This window comes from Coleofasciculaceae cyanobacterium (genome assembly GCA_036703275.1).
Taxonomy (GTDB): domain Bacteria; phylum Cyanobacteriota; class Cyanobacteriia; order Cyanobacteriales; family Xenococcaceae; genus Waterburya.
In genome coordinates this window covers 128,306-144,418 of record DATNPK010000098.1, presented here as the reverse complement: position 1 = coordinate 144,418, position 16,113 = coordinate 128,306, and the positions used below count along the sequence as shown (strand labels likewise).

At 40.2% G+C, this 16,113-nt stretch carries 20 protein-coding genes and 1 pseudogene; 12 read left to right on the top strand and 9 right to left on the bottom strand.

Annotation, left to right across the window (positions count from 1 at the left end):
* A partial coding sequence (locus V6C71_21785; protein ID HEY9771091.1) for an RNA-guided endonuclease TnpB family protein occupies positions 1–1,147 on the top strand: 1,147 nt, incomplete at its 5' end.
* Here V6C71_21785 and V6C71_21780 read toward each other — a convergent pair.
* From V6C71_21780 to V6C71_21760, 5 genes are all read right to left on the bottom strand, one after another.
* Positions 1,144–1,329, bottom strand: a complete 186-nt coding sequence (locus tag V6C71_21780; GenBank protein HEY9771090.1) for a hypothetical protein — start codon at positions 1,327–1,329, stop codon at positions 1,144–1,146. The genes V6C71_21785 and V6C71_21780 overlap by 4 nt on opposite strands.
* Positions 1,330–1,587: 258 nt before the next feature.
* Positions 1,588–2,085, bottom strand: a complete 498-nt coding sequence (locus V6C71_21775) for a prepilin-type N-terminal cleavage/methylation domain-containing protein (GenBank protein ID HEY9771089.1) — start codon at positions 2,083–2,085, stop codon at positions 1,588–1,590.
* Positions 2,086–2,138: 53 nt separating this feature from the next.
* Positions 2,139–2,639, bottom strand: a complete 501-nt coding sequence (locus V6C71_21770; protein ID HEY9771088.1) for a GspH/FimT family pseudopilin — start codon at positions 2,637–2,639, stop codon at positions 2,139–2,141.
* Positions 2,617–3,351: a type II secretion system protein gene (locus V6C71_21765; GenBank protein ID HEY9771087.1), complete on the bottom strand. Its 735-nt coding sequence runs from the start codon at positions 3,349–3,351 to the stop codon at positions 2,617–2,619. Before V6C71_21765 ends, V6C71_21770 begins: the two co-directional genes overlap by 23 nt.
* A gap of 6 nt (positions 3,352–3,357) precedes the next feature.
* Entirely contained in the window at positions 3,358–4,938 is a 1,581-nt protein-coding gene (locus V6C71_21760; protein HEY9771086.1) for a hypothetical protein, read from the bottom strand.
* A 179-nt stretch (positions 4,939–5,117) separates the two neighbouring features.
* Between V6C71_21760 and V6C71_21755 the strand changes: the two genes are divergently transcribed.
* Complete coding sequence (locus V6C71_21755; GenBank protein ID HEY9771085.1) at positions 5,118–5,363, top strand: hypothetical protein; 246 nt, start codon at positions 5,118–5,120, stop codon at positions 5,361–5,363.
* A 21-nt stretch (positions 5,364–5,384) separates the two neighbouring features.
* Here V6C71_21755 and V6C71_21750 read toward each other — a convergent pair whose 3' ends face one another.
* Positions 5,385–7,004 (bottom strand): DUF1565 domain-containing protein, encoded by a 1,620-nt coding sequence (locus V6C71_21750; protein ID HEY9771084.1) that lies wholly within the window; start codon positions 7,002–7,004, stop codon positions 5,385–5,387.
* 188 nt (positions 7,005–7,192) lie between these two features.
* Between V6C71_21750 and V6C71_21745 the strand changes: the two genes are divergently transcribed.
* On the top strand, positions 7,193–7,927 hold the full coding sequence (locus V6C71_21745) for a 2-phosphosulfolactate phosphatase family protein (protein HEY9771083.1): 735 nt from the start codon (positions 7,193–7,195) through the stop codon (positions 7,925–7,927).
* Between the two features lie 431 nt (positions 7,928–8,358).
* A pseudogene (locus V6C71_21740) lies at positions 8,359–8,664 on the top strand (response regulator).
* 23 nt (positions 8,665–8,687) lie between these two features.
* Here the strand turns inward: V6C71_21740 and glgA are convergent.
* From glgA to V6C71_21725, 3 genes are all read right to left on the bottom strand, one after another.
* Entirely contained in the window at positions 8,688–10,133 is a 1,446-nt protein-coding gene (gene glgA, locus V6C71_21735) for a glycogen synthase GlgA (protein ID HEY9771082.1), read from the bottom strand.
* Positions 10,134–10,364: 231 nt separating this feature from the next.
* Entirely contained in the window at positions 10,365–10,958 is a 594-nt protein-coding gene (locus V6C71_21730) for a hypothetical protein (protein ID HEY9771081.1), read from the bottom strand.
* A 57-nt stretch (positions 10,959–11,015) separates the two neighbouring features.
* The gene (locus V6C71_21725) at positions 11,016–11,492 is read right to left on the bottom strand and encodes an NAD(P)H-quinone oxidoreductase subunit N (GenBank protein HEY9771080.1); all 477 of its coding nucleotides are present in this window, start codon (positions 11,490–11,492) and stop codon (positions 11,016–11,018) included.
* An 89-nt stretch (positions 11,493–11,581) separates the two neighbouring features.
* Here V6C71_21725 and V6C71_21720 point away from each other — a divergent pair, with 89 nt between their 5' ends.
* From V6C71_21720 to rpsC, 8 genes are all read left to right on the top strand, one after another.
* On the top strand, positions 11,582–11,731 hold the full coding sequence (locus tag V6C71_21720) for a hypothetical protein (GenBank protein HEY9771079.1): 150 nt from the start codon (positions 11,582–11,584) through the stop codon (positions 11,729–11,731).
* Between the two features lie 438 nt (positions 11,732–12,169).
* Positions 12,170–12,808: a 50S ribosomal protein L3 gene (gene rplC / locus V6C71_21715; GenBank protein ID HEY9771078.1), complete on the top strand. Its 639-nt coding sequence runs from the start codon at positions 12,170–12,172 to the stop codon at positions 12,806–12,808.
* A gap of 53 nt (positions 12,809–12,861) precedes the next feature.
* Entirely contained in the window at positions 12,862–13,497 is a 636-nt protein-coding gene (gene rplD, locus V6C71_21710; protein HEY9771077.1) for a 50S ribosomal protein L4, read from the top strand.
* The gene (locus tag V6C71_21705; protein HEY9771076.1) at positions 13,487–13,792 is read left to right on the top strand and encodes a 50S ribosomal protein L23; all 306 of its coding nucleotides are present in this window, start codon (positions 13,487–13,489) and stop codon (positions 13,790–13,792) included. Before rplD ends, V6C71_21705 begins: the two co-directional genes overlap by 11 nt.
* Positions 13,793–13,826: 34 nt before the next feature.
* A complete protein-coding gene (rplB, locus tag V6C71_21700) occupies positions 13,827–14,654 on the top strand; it encodes a 50S ribosomal protein L2 (protein ID HEY9771075.1) in 828 nt (275 codons plus the stop codon).
* A 21-nt stretch (positions 14,655–14,675) separates the two neighbouring features.
* On the top strand, positions 14,676–14,954 hold the full coding sequence (rpsS, locus tag V6C71_21695; GenBank protein ID HEY9771074.1) for a 30S ribosomal protein S19: 279 nt from the start codon (positions 14,676–14,678) through the stop codon (positions 14,952–14,954).
* Positions 14,955–14,969: 15 nt separating this feature from the next.
* Entirely contained in the window at positions 14,970–15,329 is a 360-nt protein-coding gene (gene rplV / locus V6C71_21690; protein ID HEY9771073.1) for a 50S ribosomal protein L22, read from the top strand.
* A gap of 47 nt (positions 15,330–15,376) precedes the next feature.
* Positions 15,377–16,096 carry a 30S ribosomal protein S3 gene (rpsC, locus tag V6C71_21685; GenBank protein HEY9771072.1) on the top strand — a complete coding sequence of 240 codons (720 nt, stop codon included), beginning with the start codon at positions 15,377–15,379 and terminating at the stop codon, positions 16,094–16,096.
* Positions 16,097–16,113 lie beyond the last annotated feature (17 nt).

Sequence of the window (16,113 nt, the reverse complement as noted above, 5' to 3'; positions counted from 1 at the left end):
TTTGCTGCCCGATCTAAAACAAGAGCATGAATGGTTGAGAAGCGAAGTTTATTCTCAATCATTGCAGCAGACATCACTCAATTTGTCTCGTGCTTTTATTAACTTCTTTGAAAAACGAGCTGGGTTTCCTAGATACAAATCCAAGCATGGTAAGCAGTCTGTTGGTTTTCCTCAGTCAGTAAAAATTATTGATGAGTGGATAAAGTTACCCAAGATTGGTTTAGTAAAAGCAGTATTTGATCGTCGCTATGTTGGTAAAATCAAGACAGTTACCGTCACCAAAGATAGTTCAGACAAATATTTTGCTTCGGTTGTTTATGAATTAGAAGCTTGTTTTATATCTGGCAACGGTGACAAGATAATCGGCTTAGATTTAGGAATCCTTGATTTTTGCATAGCTCATGATGGAAGTAAGACTAGTAAATATGCTAATCCTAGACATTTCAAGAAGCATGAGAAAAATCTGGCTCGTAAACAACAGAAATTAGCTCGAAAACAAAAAGCGATGAAGTGTGATCTTGGGACGGCGGCTTTTGAGTGGGAAGCTTCCCACTCAAAACGCGCCTTGGCTTTCCCCCATGAACAACTTCATCAAGAAGGGAGTAAAACCAGACAAAAAGCTAAAAAATTAGTAGCTAAGGTTCATGCGCGTATCAGTAATGCCCGTCAGGATTTCTTGCATAAGCTAAGTAGAAAACTGACCCAGATAAGCAAAGTCGTTGTGGTAGAAAACCTCAATGTAAAAGGCATGGTGCGCAACCATAAATTAGCCCGCGCAATATCTGATGTTGGATGGGGGATGTTTGTAAATTTTCTAAGTTACAAACTAGAGCGTGAAGATAAACGTTTAGTTGAGATTGACAGATTTTTTCCTAGCTCCCATATCTGCCCTGATTGTCTAACTCAAACTCCTAAAATGGATTTGAGTATTAGAGAATGGATTTGCTTGAACACTTCATGTAGCAAAATCCATGATCGTGATGAAGCAGCAAGCCGAAATATCAGGGCAGAAGGTATCAGAATTATAAAGACGGATGGAACAGCCGTCTCTGCTAGTGGAGGGAGTGTAAGACAAGACCGAGGACGAAAGACCAAGGTAATGCAGCACCCAGCGAAGCTAGAAACTCATGTCTTATCAAAGATTTAGTGTGAGTAGTTCATTGACTCCAATCTATTTCCTGGTGGATTTTTTAGATCTTCGAGGGTTTGTGCTGCATCTAACTGACGTAATTTTCTCAATGCTTTGTGTTGTATGTTTTCTGGTAATTTTGAGGAACGATTACCATTCCAAATTTTCTGAGTTTCTTTACATACAAACGATTCAATCACAATTTTTAAGATTTGCTGTACTTAGTACGTACCAAGTATAAGCTACTTTTTTCTCTTGACGATTTTCTTTATTCTACTTTCAGAGTCCGCTTTAATTCGGGCTATGTGTATGAAGGCATTTTTGTTAATCGGTTATTTGGTTAAGACTATTGCACCTAATATAGACTAATTATATAGGCTAATTATTATTGAAAATTGCTTTAGTACAGCGATCGCGCAGCTAGCCGAAGGCATCGCACTAATTTTGAAAAAGTGGTTTTATTCTGTCTCGCAGTTGCTGCTAGAAACTACACCAGTCTTACTGCCATTATAATCACCAATTCTTTTGATTCCAGTACCCAAGGCAATCACAAAGCATTTTTGCGAGTCTGTATGATCTGAAGATAAGACAATAGTACCCATTCTGGTGGTGCTGCCTCTATAGGAAAAAATAATATTAGGTGTTGCGCCTGGAAAGTTACTGCGGATGTTTATTTCATTATTAATGGTGCGATCGCTTAATAAACAGCCCGCATTGGCATTAATATTATTAGTATTACGATCAATATTAATTATACAGGATTTACCCCGAACCATAGCTAGCCTTTGAGCTTCGTTGATTGCGCCTAATAGCTGTTGCAAAGATCCTTCTAATCTAATACGACTAAATAAACCGATAAAAGAAGGAGAAGCGATCGCAGCAATGATACCAACAATAACCAGAGTAATCATCAATTCTGGCAAAGTATAACCGCGATCGCTCTTTTTTGCTTGCATTAGAATTATTATCTTCTGTAGTTTATTAATCTGGTAATATAAAACAATTGTATTTATTGACAACTAGTAGATACAGGTGTGGTGGGGATAGTTCCAGAATAGTCTCCTGACCTGAGAGAACCCAATAAACTATCAATAACTACACATCTTTGTAAATTTGTGCCATTAGGAATAGATACAACTAAAACTGGGGAAGGCGTTCCAGTTATATTACCTTTTCCAGAAAAAGTAATTGTGGTTGTATTAGAGTTTAGTTGAATTGTGTAACTATTGGTGTTTAATTCTCTATTGCTTAACAAGCATCCACCAGAAATAGTACTATTAGTAGTATTAACATTAAAAGAACATGGTTTACCTCTACGCATAGCTTGCCTTTGAGCTTCTTTTAGCGCACCTTCAACTTGCTGTGCTGCGTTATTGACTCGATTACGATTGAGCATGCCCAAAAAATTTGGAGCAGCGATCGCAGCAATTACACCAACAACAGTAATGGTGACGAGCATTTCGATTAAAGTAAAACCAGAGCTAGATTTACGGGCATTGTAAAGCAACATCAGGTATGATCTCCACATAAGTTTCTGCGATCGGTTCATTTCCAACAGCAACATTTCCGCCATTTTTGTTTTTGTAGTTAGTACCATCCCAGCCCCACCACACTTGATAGCCAACCTTTAAGGTTCGATAGGGATTACTATTAATGGTGCTGCTAACATGAAAACGTCTTAAAGCTAGTTGCTTGCCACCAGTTTCAACTGAACCATCTGATGATTTAACTTTTTTGATAATAGTTTTGGTTTGAGTTGCAGTCGGAATAAGCGTCCAGAGTGCCTGAGCATAACCACCCGCATAATTTGTTGAATTACAAGTAGCTGCTACAGGTGGTGTGGGTAAAGTGCTACCTAATCGATTAATCCTTTCAATATCTTCTTGGATTAATTCATTAGCTCGTTGCTTTTCTTGTGCCTGTACTTTCATTGCCATTGCATAGACCAAACTTTGCATGGATACAGCAACAAACCCTAATGCGATTAAAAGCGAAATAAGAATTTCCAAGGTAGTAAAACCTGCTTCTTTGCGAGAAGATTCTAAAATAGTTATTTTTAATAGATTTTTCCTGACTTTTGCCCCCCCACCCCCCCAATTCTGGGGGGAGAATAATTGAAAGTCCCCCAAAGTTGGGGGATTTAGGGGGCTTCTATATAGCAAATTGCACTTTTCAGGCGACTTTTTAGAAGATATTGCTTTCAATTTAAATAATTTATTCATAACAGTTTAATTTACCTCCTCCGTTTTCCAGTTAGTTGGGCTACCAGTTATCGGTCTGGCAGTTCTGCTGGATGTTGTGCTATAAAACTCGTAACCTTTACCCGAAGTAGAAGAATTATCGGTGGTTGCTTCTCTGCTAATCGTATCTGGGGAAATAGTTACACCAGATGCACTATTAACGAAGTTTTTGACCCAAACAGAACCATTAATAACGACATTTTGACTTCCATTAATCGTTAAAGTACTTTGAGGTGCATGGATAAAAGCGTTTATGGTGACATTTCGACCAGTAGCATTAATAGTGATGTTGTTATTGCCATTAACGTATATTTCAAAAGTATTGGAATCATTCGCAGCGGGACTAGTACTACCAATCTTTACATTTTTAGCTATCGCGTTAATAGTAAGTGGTTGATTCAGTAACAAGGTGGTTCTGGCAATCCCGTCAGTTAACAAATCTGTATCTACTAAAGTTGAAGCTGGAACAGCTAATGAAGTTAAATCCGAAGTAGTAGACCCAAATTCGTAATAATAACGACATAATTTAATATTGAAGCAATTGGTATTATTAGCATCTGGGTTATATGGCTTATCGGTAGTAGCCCCAAAAAGCAGTTGTCCTGGACTAGCAATGGGAGTGTTTATTGTACTTGGAGTAGGTTTAGTAAGAGCAGTTCTAGCACTAGCAACATTGTCAATAATTTTCTGAATTGAAGGAATACTGCGACTATCACTAATTACTGGTCTTCTTGGTGTTGTAGACGCTAAGGAGCTAAAGCTTCTACATCCGTCTCTCGTAGTACCAGTTGTTACTGGTAAATCTTGAATTACAACATTGCCATTACCAATAGTTAAATTACCTAAATTAGGAGTGTTACTTCCAATCCATAAAGCAGGGGCAAGATTAGTCATATCAGCTAGATTGATACGGATTGGAATATCTACTTGAATTTGTGCTGCACTACCATCGGGAGCTGTGCCTTTAACTGTTAATTTACCTATGGCATCGTTATTGGCTCCATCATTGGTTAAGTTGAAATCACCGTTTTTGTTAGTGTCTGGAATATTAGGAGGAGTACTATTTTTATTTATGGGTTTTGTATTGTCATAAGGTATGTTATTTACATAGTCATAAGAAACTAAAGAATAAGAGCCAATAATTTCCGTTGTATTGCCATCATTATCAAGATCTTGAGTATCAGCTATATCCTGTGGCGTTGCGCCTTGACGAAAATTGGCTATGTCACTGCTGCAAACCTCGGTTCTTCCCCATAGCTTAGTCTGCGCGTTAGTAACAGGAATATCAGCTACTTTTTCTCCTGTTGTGGGAAGTCTCTCATCATATACTGTTAATATTCGATTGCGATCTAATAGTTCTCTGTATCGGGCAACTCCTACTTCAGCGATCGCCAAAGCATCGGAGCGAGAATTCTGAGTTATAGCAGTTAAATTCTCTTCATTGGCAGTGGTAATACTAACTGCTCCTAAAAGCAGCATTACTAACCCCAGGGCAATTACCATCGGCAGAGTAAAACCTTCGTCCCTGGCGCGACGTTGTAATAAAGTTTTTAATAATAAAAGTTTCATGTAAAGCTAGCACTTTTAAATAGGTGTCAATCAAGGTACAAAATACCTCGCCACAAGTATTACTTAAAGTACCCAGAACAAGTGCGATCGCGATCGACGACAATTAAAAAAAACTAGTTTGTTGCCAATAAAGCAATGACTATACTTTAATTACCAATTAATTAAACTTTTATTTTAAGATGAGCGAACTAGAACAACTCATAGAATCTAATGCAAAAGCTATACAGGCTTTAACTTATGATCTTGCTGGGATGAAGCGCGATTTGATGTATTCAACCATGCGTGATTTAACTAACAAGATAAGTATTTTGGTATCTAGTCAAAAGCCAAGTTACGACTTAATGAAAAATCTCGATAATTGCCAAAGTCAGCTAGCTAACCAACAACAGCAATCGATCGAGATATTAAAGAAAATTTCAGATTAGCAACCGATTCAAAAAACCAGCCTATTCCAAAAAATAGGTTGCTAAACCCAAATCTGCTAGCGATCGCTCTGCTTGTTTAGCCTTGTCCCAATTGTTAAACGCTCCTATTTGTAATAGTGATTGTCCCTCAAATACAGTTTTAAAAGCTTCAGGATAAAGCGATCGCACTTCGTTTTCTTCGGTTTCATTTATGGCTTCGACTAAAACTTTGTATTTAACTGGATTAACAGACGAACTGCTGATTGCCGGCGGAAATGGCACTGGTTCAGGTTGAGTAGTTTCGACTGGAGGCGCAGAAGACGAAGTAGTAAATACCAATTCTTTGTTCCCCGTATTTGGATCGGTTACAGGAGGTGGTTCAGGCAGAGAAGCATCAGCCGTAGTATCTATCGTTGGCGTTGTTGGTGCAGGTAGGGAAGTGTTAGCAGTAGTATCTACCGTTGACGCTGTTGGTGCAGGTAGAGAAGTATTAGCAGTAGTATCTACCGTTGGCGCTGTTGGTGCAGGTAAATCTAGTCGAGCAGGCAGTCGATCTGAATCAGGTAAAGGTGGTAGAGATTTACTTTGAGTAGGATTGGTTCGGGCGATAAATTCTCCACTATCAAAATTGATATTGCCTTGCGTCTTTCCTTGGGTTTGTGTACCAACTGCAACTATTTCATTTTCAGCAGCGTTTTGAATGTCTAGTTTTCTATTACTACGAAAAATATTATTTCCAGCTTCATTAGTAGTACCTAAATCAACCTGAGATTGAGCGATCGCCGTTAAGCCAGATTCTCTAGAGTTGATGATTTCATTGTCCCGCAAGACAGCTTGAGAATTTCCTTCTAAGATAATACCAATTCGATTGCCATCAAAGGTGTTTTTTGTCAGAGTTGGGGCAGCATTTTGCACGACACTAACCCCAAAACCTGTGTTTTCAAAAGTGTTGTCAATAACTTTTGGTTGAGAAGTGCCGTAAACTATCAAGCCATTGCCAGAATTGTTGTAAAAATAATTGTTTTCTACTGTTGGCGAACTATTGCCGTTAACCGAAACCCCAGTATTGCCATTACGGGTAAAGGTATTGCTAACTACCCTTGGGTTAGCCGACTCGATCCATAAACCATGTCCCCGTGAATGCTTATTAATCACGGTAACTCCTATAATGCCGCCTGCATCATCAACAGCAGCGATCGCTATATTCTGCCCCGCACCAGTCGGACTCATAAAATAACCATCACCCTCAATAATAGTGTTATAGCCTTGATTTTCAGGATTTCCTTGGAGCGTAATCTTGTTGTCAACAACTAACGGAAATTTTTCTCCTGTTTTTTGGCTATATGTTCCTGATGCCAACTGAATTGTGCTGCCAGCATCAGCTAGTTTTAAAGCTTGGGTAATTGTTTTGAGGGGCGATGTTTTTTTGCCTACCTGAGAATCGTCTCCCACCTGAGGATTAACGTAAAGAATATTCTTGTTTAAGGTAGGATGAGCGATCGCATCTTGAGCTAAAGTTGGTTGAGCCTGAAGTAAAACATTATAAGAAAAAGTAACAGCAAATGCTGTTAATAATAAGCTAACAAACTGATTTTTTCGCCATAGCAAACCAAGAAGAACTTTAAATCGATATTTTTTTTGATAATTGTTACGCTTCATCATCTAACTCCTGGCAGTAAGTATTATTGGTAAGTTGAAATTTGAGAATCAGAGCCTTTTTGTCGGAATATTTTGCTTGATTAATTAGTAATTTAATCCTCTAGACAACAGATAATTAATTAGGAAGATAAATAACGTATAATTGCGTAAGTTTTTATTTATTAACTGTATATATAGTTAGCTGTACTAGCGTGAAATTATTCGTTTATCATACTCCTGAGAGTACTCCAACAGACCGATTACCAGACTGTGCAGTAGTTATTGACGTTTTAAGGGCAACTTCTACGATCGCTGCGGCTCTTGATGCAGGTGCAGAGTCTGTCCAAGCATTTAGTAACATAGAAGAACTGATGCGTCAATCAGAATCTTGGTCAAAAGCAAAACGTCTTCGAGCCGGAGAAAGAGGTGGTGTAACAGTAGAAGGCTTTGATCTGGGCAATTCTCCTCTTGCCTGTAAACCAGAAGTTGTCAAAAACAAACGGTTGTTTCTGACGACTACCAACGGTACTCGTTCTTTGCAAAGGGTTGAAAAAGCTCCCCAGGTAATTACTGCTGCCCAAATTAACCGCCTAGCTGCGGTTAACTATATTTTTGAAACTCAACCAAAAACAGTTTGGCTGGTAGGTTCAGGTTGGGAAGGAGATTATTCCGTAGAGGATACTGTCTGTGCAGGAGCGATCGCTCAGCTAATTTTGCAACAAAGTGATACGCCGTTAATCGAATTGTTTGGTAACGATGAAGTGATTGGCGCGATCGCACTGTATGAACAATGGAAAGACAATCTCTTAAATGTCTTTCGTCAATGCAGCCACGGACAACGCCTTCTAAAATTGAATGGAGACGAAGATCTTAAATATTGTTCTCAGACAGATATATTGGATATTTTGCCAATTCAAAAAGAACCAGGAGTCCTAGTTAAATATTAAACTTTTTGTACCAAGCAAAAATGCGGTTGGGTTTTATCTTTCAACCCAACCAAAAGAGCGCATCTAAGCTAAAATGCAGGGCTGATTCATCCAAGCTTGAGGAGGGGACTGAAACTATTTTCAATACCCAATAAATTAATTTAGACGCGCTAGTAGTCTTATACGAAAAGATCGTAATGTTTTAAATAATATTCAACGTAAGGGCGAATAGTCATTTGCCTTTACAAAATGCGCGTGTCTTAATAAATCAATCGTTACAGCATTTTGTCTATCTAACGTAATAATAAACATTCGGGAATTATTTGTATATCAATCAAAGAATAAATTAGATAATTTTTAGCTTTTTGAGCATGAATAAAGCTTTAGTAGTAGATGATAGCTTGATGATGCGAGAGGTTTTTGGTATCTATTTATAAAATGCTGGATTTAGCGTCGAAAAAGCCCTTGGTGTAGAAGAAGCTCAACAAACTATGACAAATTACCAACCCAATTTAATTATTTTAGATGTGGTAATAAATGGAAAGAGCGGCTTCAAGTTTTGTTTGCAGCTCAAAAAAAGTAAACAAACCTGCTCAATCCCAGTCATTATTTGTTCGACAAAAGCAACTCAAGCAGATTTGATGCTGGGGGATATGATTGGTGCTGATGCCTATTTAATCAAAACCGCACCTCAAGCAGAATTTATCAGCAAAGCCCAACAGCTAAGTCAACAACCAGCCGTTTGTAGATTTATTTAAACTTTGAAATCAACTAGAAAACTTTAATTACTATTTATAAGATTTTGCGGAGTTAATGCTGCTAACTTTTCTTGTTCTTCTGGGGTTAAATCGGTTGATTGACCAAGTATTTCTTTGTATATTTTGATGTATTCTAAAGCAGATTTTAGCCAGCTAAAGTTTTGACTCATAGCTCTTTGCTGTAACTGCTGCCATCTATCTTTATATACAAAACCTTCTGAGGCGCGAACCATACAGGTGAATAAATCTAGCGGTTCATAGCGATCAAAACAGTAACCAGTACCGCTTTGATTCATCGGATCGTGATGACTTACCGTGTCTACCAAACCGCCTGTGCGTCTGACAATGGGAATGCAACCATAGCGCATCGCTAACATCTGGCTAATACCGCAAGGTTCAAATTTAGAAGGCATCAAAAATACATCACAACCTCCGTAAATTCTGCGTGCCAAAGCATCATTATAAAGTAGCTGTACCGACACTCTACCAGGAAAACGAGTTGCCAGTTGCCATAGCTGAGTTTCTATTTGACGATCGCCCGTACCTAAAACCACTAGCTGAGAATTACTGTAAGCCATAAAGCGATCGATAATCTGCAACAGCAAGCCAATACCTTTTTGATCGACTAATCGAGATACAACGCTCATTAAAAAGACATCTTTGTCTACATTAAGACCCAATTCTGTCTGTAACCCAGCTTTATTTATTGCTCTTTCCTCTAGAGACTTTTGAGTAAAATTTTCTTTTAAAGCTTGATCAGTAGCGGGATTATAGCTATCAACATCAATCCCATTAAGAATGCCTGTAATTTTGCCACTAATAAATGACAATAAACCTTCTAGCTTCTCGCCATATTCTACGGTTTTGATTTGTTGAGCATAGGTAGGAGAAACGGTAGTAACTTTATCGGCAAACTGTACCGCAGCAGCCATGACGTTATGTCCCTGCATATACCACGGACACCAGGTAATTTGATCTAAATACCAACGCCAAGGACCTTGATAAGCTAAATTATGAATCGTATAAACGGTAGAAATATCGGGTGACTGATTCATCCAGACAGGCAGCATTCCCGTATGCCAATCATGACAATGAACTATTTCTGGTTTCCAGTAATTCCAGCAAAATTCAGCAGCACCATTGCTAAAAAAAGTAAATCGCCACGATTCATCTTCTCCTCCATAAATGCGATCGGGATCGAAAGCGGGATGACCAAATAAATAAAGTGGTACATCACTATCTGGCAAGACACTTTCGTAGACAGCAAAGCTATTAAACATAGCAGCCCCCCACCAAATAGGATCGGGAGAGAGGTTAAGTTTACTATACAAAGACCCATAGTAAGGCATGAAAATACGGACATCATGACCCAATTTTCTTAATATCTTAGGTAATGCACCGACGACATCTCCTAATCCACCCACTTTAGCGATTGGCGCTACTTCTGCTGAGACAAATAAAATCCGCATTTAGTTACTATGGTTGCTTAACCTTGCTATGGCTTCCTGTGTGATTATATAGGTCGGAGGGTACGGACGATAGGGTATCGAGAAAAAGATTCAGGATGATTGATTCAACTAGTATTTTTGCTCTATTGTTTCAGCTAAATACCGCGATCGCACTTTTCATATAATCAAGGTAAAAAATCAGACTACTTTGTGTCGATTATGTCCGCGATCGCATTCATCAATATAGAATAATTACAAGCCAGTTTCGCGCATAGCTTCTAAATAGTCGATCGCCGCCTGTAGTTTATCTTCATAAGAATAAGAAAACTCTTCAAACCATTGCCCTTCTTCCGAGCGCGGATTTAAGTTTTTGAGCCATTGTTGGGCTTTTCCTCGTAGAGCTTCTTTTCTTCTGCGCTCCCGTAATTCTTCTCTTTTCTGCGCCTCAATTAATTCTTGTTGACGGCGTTTTTGTTCGGCAATTTTTGCTTCTTCTTGGCGTTTAACTTCAGCTAGCTTCTCCTCACGCTTGTGTGCTTGTCTGCGATAGTCTGTATCTATCAGGGCGTTAAGGCGATCTCGATCTTTGGCTGAGCTTCTCACCTCCTGACTCGATTTGACTTGGGACGATGATTCGCTAGGTGTAGAATTTGGTCTACCTCTTCCCGATTCTAGATCTTCCCTTAGTTCTGCAAGCATCCGATCCATTGATGCCTGTGATGTTTGAGGCGTTGACTGGGGTGGCGATTTGCGTTCTGGTAACTTATTTGTCTTCGACTTTGCTTGTTCAGGCTCCAATTCAGCTTTTAACTGAGCCAGTAAATCATCCATGTTATTATCTGACACCAATACCACCCCGTAATCTATCGCAACATCTGGTTAGAGCTTCCTCTATATTATGAATTATGCAGCGGTCAAAGTGTCCGCCAAAGGTTTCCAATTAACATAGCGATCGCCTCCCATTTCCAAAATAACCTTGATTTTTGGCTCACTCTTGGTTAAAGCGACTAGATACTGAATTTCTTGGCGAGATAAAATTTGTCCTTCCATGATCCATAGTGCTAATCCCTTGGCATCAGCAGGTAAAGAATTTAATTCATAAGTAGCAACAGGTGGCACATAGTAAATATCACCAACACTAGCCTCTCGTCCAATAGTCTTTTTACCTAAATGAGGCGGGCGTACCCCATGTACTCTAGTTAAATAGGCTGCCAAATCCCCTAATCCTCTGGCAGTAATATTAATAGTATGGTAACCATACGCGCGTAACCGTCTTTGATAACGCCCCTCTGCGCCTCCTTCTAAGGGCATATACAACCCCAATGCACCAGCTTTTTCTAAAGCGCGAATAAATGATTTTCCCGTGGTAATTAGTGGCATGGTATTCGTATATGTCCAAAAGATTTGTTCAAACTATATTTTAGAAGATTGTTGCTTCAAAGAGACAGTAAAGTATTAGACTGTCTTGATTGCGGTTTGTTGATGAAGAAATTGGCGATCGCGATCGTCAATTTCTAGCCCAAACCAAAAATATCCTTGTCAGAAACTTACGGCATCATGTATCATTAGTGATTGTGGTCAAAACTGGCAAATCTCACATTTATAGATATAAAGTCTAATCATCCCCTGGCCGAATAGGAAAGTTGACTATTTTAATCCTTGAGGCTAAATGAGAGAGTTTTCACTGTAATTTTATTTATAAAAAACAAACTCGTTACGGGGCAAGTGAGAAATTTTATAGGATTTGCTACCTCCTTAGGAAACTGAAGAAATTAATTCTTTAAGTCTTAGAGGGTACAGATAACTCTGAAAATTAGAAGCTGTTGGGATTTACCCTTAGGCTTTTCTAATCGTAAATCTTAGAAAACAAAATTATATATTTGCTGCTGGACATTTTGTTGATATTTCAATCGATATTTGGCAAGATGGCTATTTTTTCGTCAGTTAAAGTTACACCGTCATTAGACGGCAGTGGTCTACGGTAAGTATATATTTAGCCAAGAGTCAGATAAAGGCTTGATGGCTTGTCGTGTTGCAATATAGTGGGGTTCAAATTAGTGTCTGTCGGTATTCTTGGCACCAAAGTAGGCATGACCCAAGTTTTTGATCGCGAAACAGGAAATGCAATTCCCGTTACTGTGGTTCAAGCTGGGCCTTGTGTCGTAACTCAAATCAAAACTAAAGAAACGGATGGCTATAGTTCAATTCAGATTGGCTATGGCGAAGTTAAAGAAAAAGCTTTGTCTAAGCCTGAACTGGGTCACTTAAGCAAAGCAGGAGCCAGTCCTGTGCGTCATCTTAAAGAGTACCGCATTGAGGAGACAGCTAGTTATGAGCTTGGTAAAGCTTTAGATATTTCCGAAATCTTTAATACCGAGACAACCGTAGACGTAAGTGGTAAAACTATGGGTCGTGGTTTTACAGGTTATCAAAAGCGTCACAACTTCAAACGTGGTTTGATGAGTCATGGTTCTAAAAACCATCGCGCGCCTGGTTCTACTGGTGCAGGTACTACCCCTGGTCGTGTCTATCCTGGTAAGAAAATGGCAGGACGCTACGGCGGAAAGCAGGTAACTACTCGCAAACTAACAGTTGTCAAGGTTGATGCGGAGCAGAATTTGCTACTGATAAAAGGTGCTATTCCAGGTAAGCCTGGCTCTTTACTCAGTATTTCTCCCAGCAAAATCGTTGGATAGTAATAACAGCTCGTTAGTTATTTAAGGACAAAACAGGTAAGTAACAAATAACCATGGTTAATTGTGTAGTCAAAAATTGGCAGGGGCAAGATGCTGGCGAGGCATCTGTAGAACTTAAGGTAGCCAAATCAGAAACCGCCGAACATATTGTTCATCGAGCAATGGTTCGTCAGTTGAATAATGCTCGTCAGGGAACAGCTTCTACCAAAACTCGTGCGGAAGTTCGGGGTGGTGGACGTAAACCTTGGAGACAAAAAGGAACTGGTCGCGCTCGTGCAGGTTCAATTCGTTCTCCTCTATGGCGTGGTGGCGGTGTAATCTTTGGGCCAAAGCCTAGAGATTTTAGTACCAAGATGAATCGTAAGGAAAGACGATTAGCATTAAGAACAGCCTTTACTTCTCGCTTAGAAGATACCATTGTGGTCGAAAACTTTGCCTCAGAGCTAGATCGTCCCAAAACCAAGGAAGTAATTTCTGCTCTCCAACGTTGGGGTGTAGAACCTGATGCTAAGGTTTTATTGATTCTCAAAGAAGTTTCGGACAACGTTAATCTATCAACGCGCAACATTGCCAAAGTCAAGTTGATTAAGGCGACTAACCTTAATGTTGTGGATGTTCTTCATGCCAACAAAATTGTGGTAACTAAAGACGCTTTAGAACAGATTCAGGAGGTTTACGGTGACGACTAGATACCAAGAGAGAGATTTAGCCGACTTAATCCTCAAGCCAATCATTACCGAAAAAGGCACAATTCAAATGGAACTTGGTAAGTACGTTTTTGATGTGCTACCCAAAGCTACCAAACCTGATATCAAAGCAGCGATTGAAAGTCTGTTTGACGTCACTGTTGTCAAGGTAAATACTTTGACCTTACCCCGCAAAAAGCGTCGGGTAGGCAGATTTATCGGTTACAAGGCTCAATACAAAAGAGCTATTGTCACTCTCAAAGACGGGGATTCGATCGCCTTGTTCCCCGACGTATAAACTCGAACTCGAAAAAGCTAGTTAAAAGCAAATTATGGGTACTCGTTCATTTAGACCATACACACCAGGAACCCGCCAAGCGGTAGTTCCCGATTTTTCCGAAATTACTAAAAGTAAGCCCGAAAAATCTTTAACCAAATACAAACATCGTCAAAAAGGACGCAACAACCGTGGTGTAATTACCAGCCGTCGTCGCGGTGGTGGACACAAGCGTCTCTATCGGATTATCGATTTTCGTCGGGATAAACGTAATATTCCCGCTGAGGTAATTGCGATCGAATACGATCCTAATCGTAATGCGCGTATTGCTTTAGTACAGTATGAAGATGGTGAAAAACGCTATATTCTAGCTGCTGTGGGCATGAAGGTGGGAACAGCGATTATTGCTAGTCCCGATGCTCCGATTGAAGTTGGTAATGCTTTACCATTAAGCAATATGCCTTTGGGCGAAACGATCCATAACGTTGAGCTAATAGCCGGCCGAGGCGGACAGATAGTTCGTGCTGCTGGTGCTGGGGCTAAAGTAATGGCTAAAGAAGGAGACTATGTAACTATTGGTCTGCCCTCCAAGGAAGTCAGAATGGTACGCAAAGAATGTTACGCCACTATCGGACAGGTAGGCAACGTTGAGTATCGTAACCTTAAGCTAGGTAAAGCGGGTCGAATGCGCCATTTGGGTAGAAGACCCGAAGTTCGTGGTAGTGCGATGAACCCTGTCGATCACCCTCATGGTGGTGGTGAAGGACGTGCGCCCATTGGTAGAAGTGGTCCTGTAACTCCTTGGGGTAAACCAGCGTTGGGTAAGAAAACACGCCAGAAAAATAAGCCCAGTAACAAGCTAATCGTCCGTCGTCGTCGTTAATTCATCGTTGATTTTAAAAATATGAGTCGTTCTTTAAAAAAAGGGCCCTTTATCGCCGACAGCCTGCTCAAGAAAATTGAACGGTTGAATGCGGGTAACAAGAAAGAAGTAATTAAAACTTGGTCTAGGGCTTCAACTATTCTGCCTCAAATGGTGGGACACACAATTGCCGTGCATAATGGTCGCCAACATATTCCCGTGTTTATTAGCGACCAAATGGTGGGACATAAACTAGGAGAATTTGCTCCGACCCGTACTTTTAGGGGTCATGCTAAAGGCGACAAGAAAGGGAGACGCTAGATCGTAGATACTACTATGACAATAGATACCAACAACGAAGTACAGGCGATCGCCAAATATATCCGAATGTCTCCTTTTAAGGTCAGACGGGTATTGGATCAAATTCGCGGTCGTCAATATCGAGAAGCTCTAATTATTTTGGAGTTTATGCCTTATAAAGCCTGCGATCCAATCTTAAAAGCATTGCGATCGGCTGTGGCAAACGCAGAACATAATAATGGGTTAGATCCCGCAAATCTAGTAGTCAGCAAAGCCTTTGCTGACGGTGGTCCCGTTCTTAAACGTTATCGTCCCCGAGCCCAAGGCAGAGCCTACCAAATTCGTAAGCCAACCTGTCACATCACCGTGGCTGTCGCGCCAGAAGTAACCGATTAAAATCAAAAATTCTAAATTTAATTAATTACTATTACGAGGAAACATTTGTGGGACAAAAGATACACCCAACAGGCTTTCGTCTGGGAGTTACCAAAGAACACCAGTCTTGCTGGTATGCAGATACTAAACGTTATCCCGAGCTATTACAGGAAGACCGTCTAATCAGAGAATACGTTAACAAAGAGCTAAATAACGCAGGTATTTCTCAGGTCAAGATTGAACGTAAAGCCGACCAAATTGATTTGGCAATTCATACTGCTAGACCAGGGGTTGTGGTCGGTCGTGGGGGTTCGGGAATTGAAAAGCTACGTACCGATCTTCAAACTAAGGTGGGCAACAGCCGTCAAATTCGGATCAACGTAATAGAAGTACCCCGCGTCGATGCTGATTCAACGTTAATTGCCGAGTATATCTGTCAGCAGCTAGAGCGAAGAGTTTCTTTCCGTCGAGTTGTCCGTCAGGCAATCCAAAGAGCGCAAAGAGCTGAGGTTTTGGGCATCAAAATTCAGGTTAGCGGTCGTTTAAATGGAGCTGAGATTGCTCGTACAGAATGGGTTAGGGAAGGTCGAGTCCCGCTACATACTCTTAGAGCCGATATTGACTACTCTTATCGCACCGCGTTGACTATTTACGGAATTCTCGGGGTTAAGGTTTGGGTATTTAAAGGCGAAATTATTCCAGGGCAAGAAGAGGCTGCCACAGCAGTACCTAATCAAGCCCCCCGCCGTCAGCGTCGCCGTCAAAAGTTTGATGATCGCTCAGAGTAACTATTAACAAGACTTAA

Bases quoted from the DNA above. Each gene is read 5' to 3' on its own strand.
- rplD (HEY9771077.1), top strand. From the start codon at position 12,862: ATGGTTAATTGTGTAGTCAAAAATTGGCAGGGGCAAGATGCTGGCGAG.
- V6C71_21760 (HEY9771086.1), bottom strand. From the start codon at position 4,938: ATGAAACTTTTATTATTAAAAACTTTATTACAACGTCGCGCCAGGGAC.
- V6C71_21770 (HEY9771088.1), bottom strand. From the start codon at position 2,639: ATGTTGCTTTACAATGCCCGTAAATCTAGCTCTGGTTTTACTTTAATC.
- V6C71_21755 (HEY9771085.1), top strand. From the start codon at position 5,118: ATGAGCGAACTAGAACAACTCATAGAATCTAATGCAAAAGCTATACAG.
- rpsS (HEY9771074.1), top strand. From the start codon at position 14,676: ATGAGTCGTTCTTTAAAAAAAGGGCCCTTTATCGCCGACAGCCTGCTC.
- rplB (HEY9771075.1), top strand. From the start codon at position 13,827: ATGGGTACTCGTTCATTTAGACCATACACACCAGGAACCCGCCAAGCG.
- glgA (HEY9771082.1), bottom strand. From the start codon at position 10,133: ATGCGGATTTTATTTGTCTCAGCAGAAGTAGCGCCAATCGCTAAAGTG.
- V6C71_21725 (HEY9771080.1), bottom strand. From the start codon at position 11,492: ATGCCACTAATTACCACGGGAAAATCATTTATTCGCGCTTTAGAAAAA.
- V6C71_21775 (HEY9771089.1), bottom strand. From the start codon at position 2,085: ATGCAAGCAAAAAAGAGCGATCGCGGTTATACTTTGCCAGAATTGATG.
- rplV (HEY9771073.1), top strand. From the start codon at position 14,970: ATGACAATAGATACCAACAACGAAGTACAGGCGATCGCCAAATATATC.
- V6C71_21765 (HEY9771087.1), bottom strand. From the start codon at position 3,351: ATGAATAAATTATTTAAATTGAAAGCAATATCTTCTAAAAAGTCGCCT.
- V6C71_21750 (HEY9771084.1), bottom strand. From the start codon at position 7,004: ATGATGAAGCGTAACAATTATCAAAAAAAATATCGATTTAAAGTTCTT.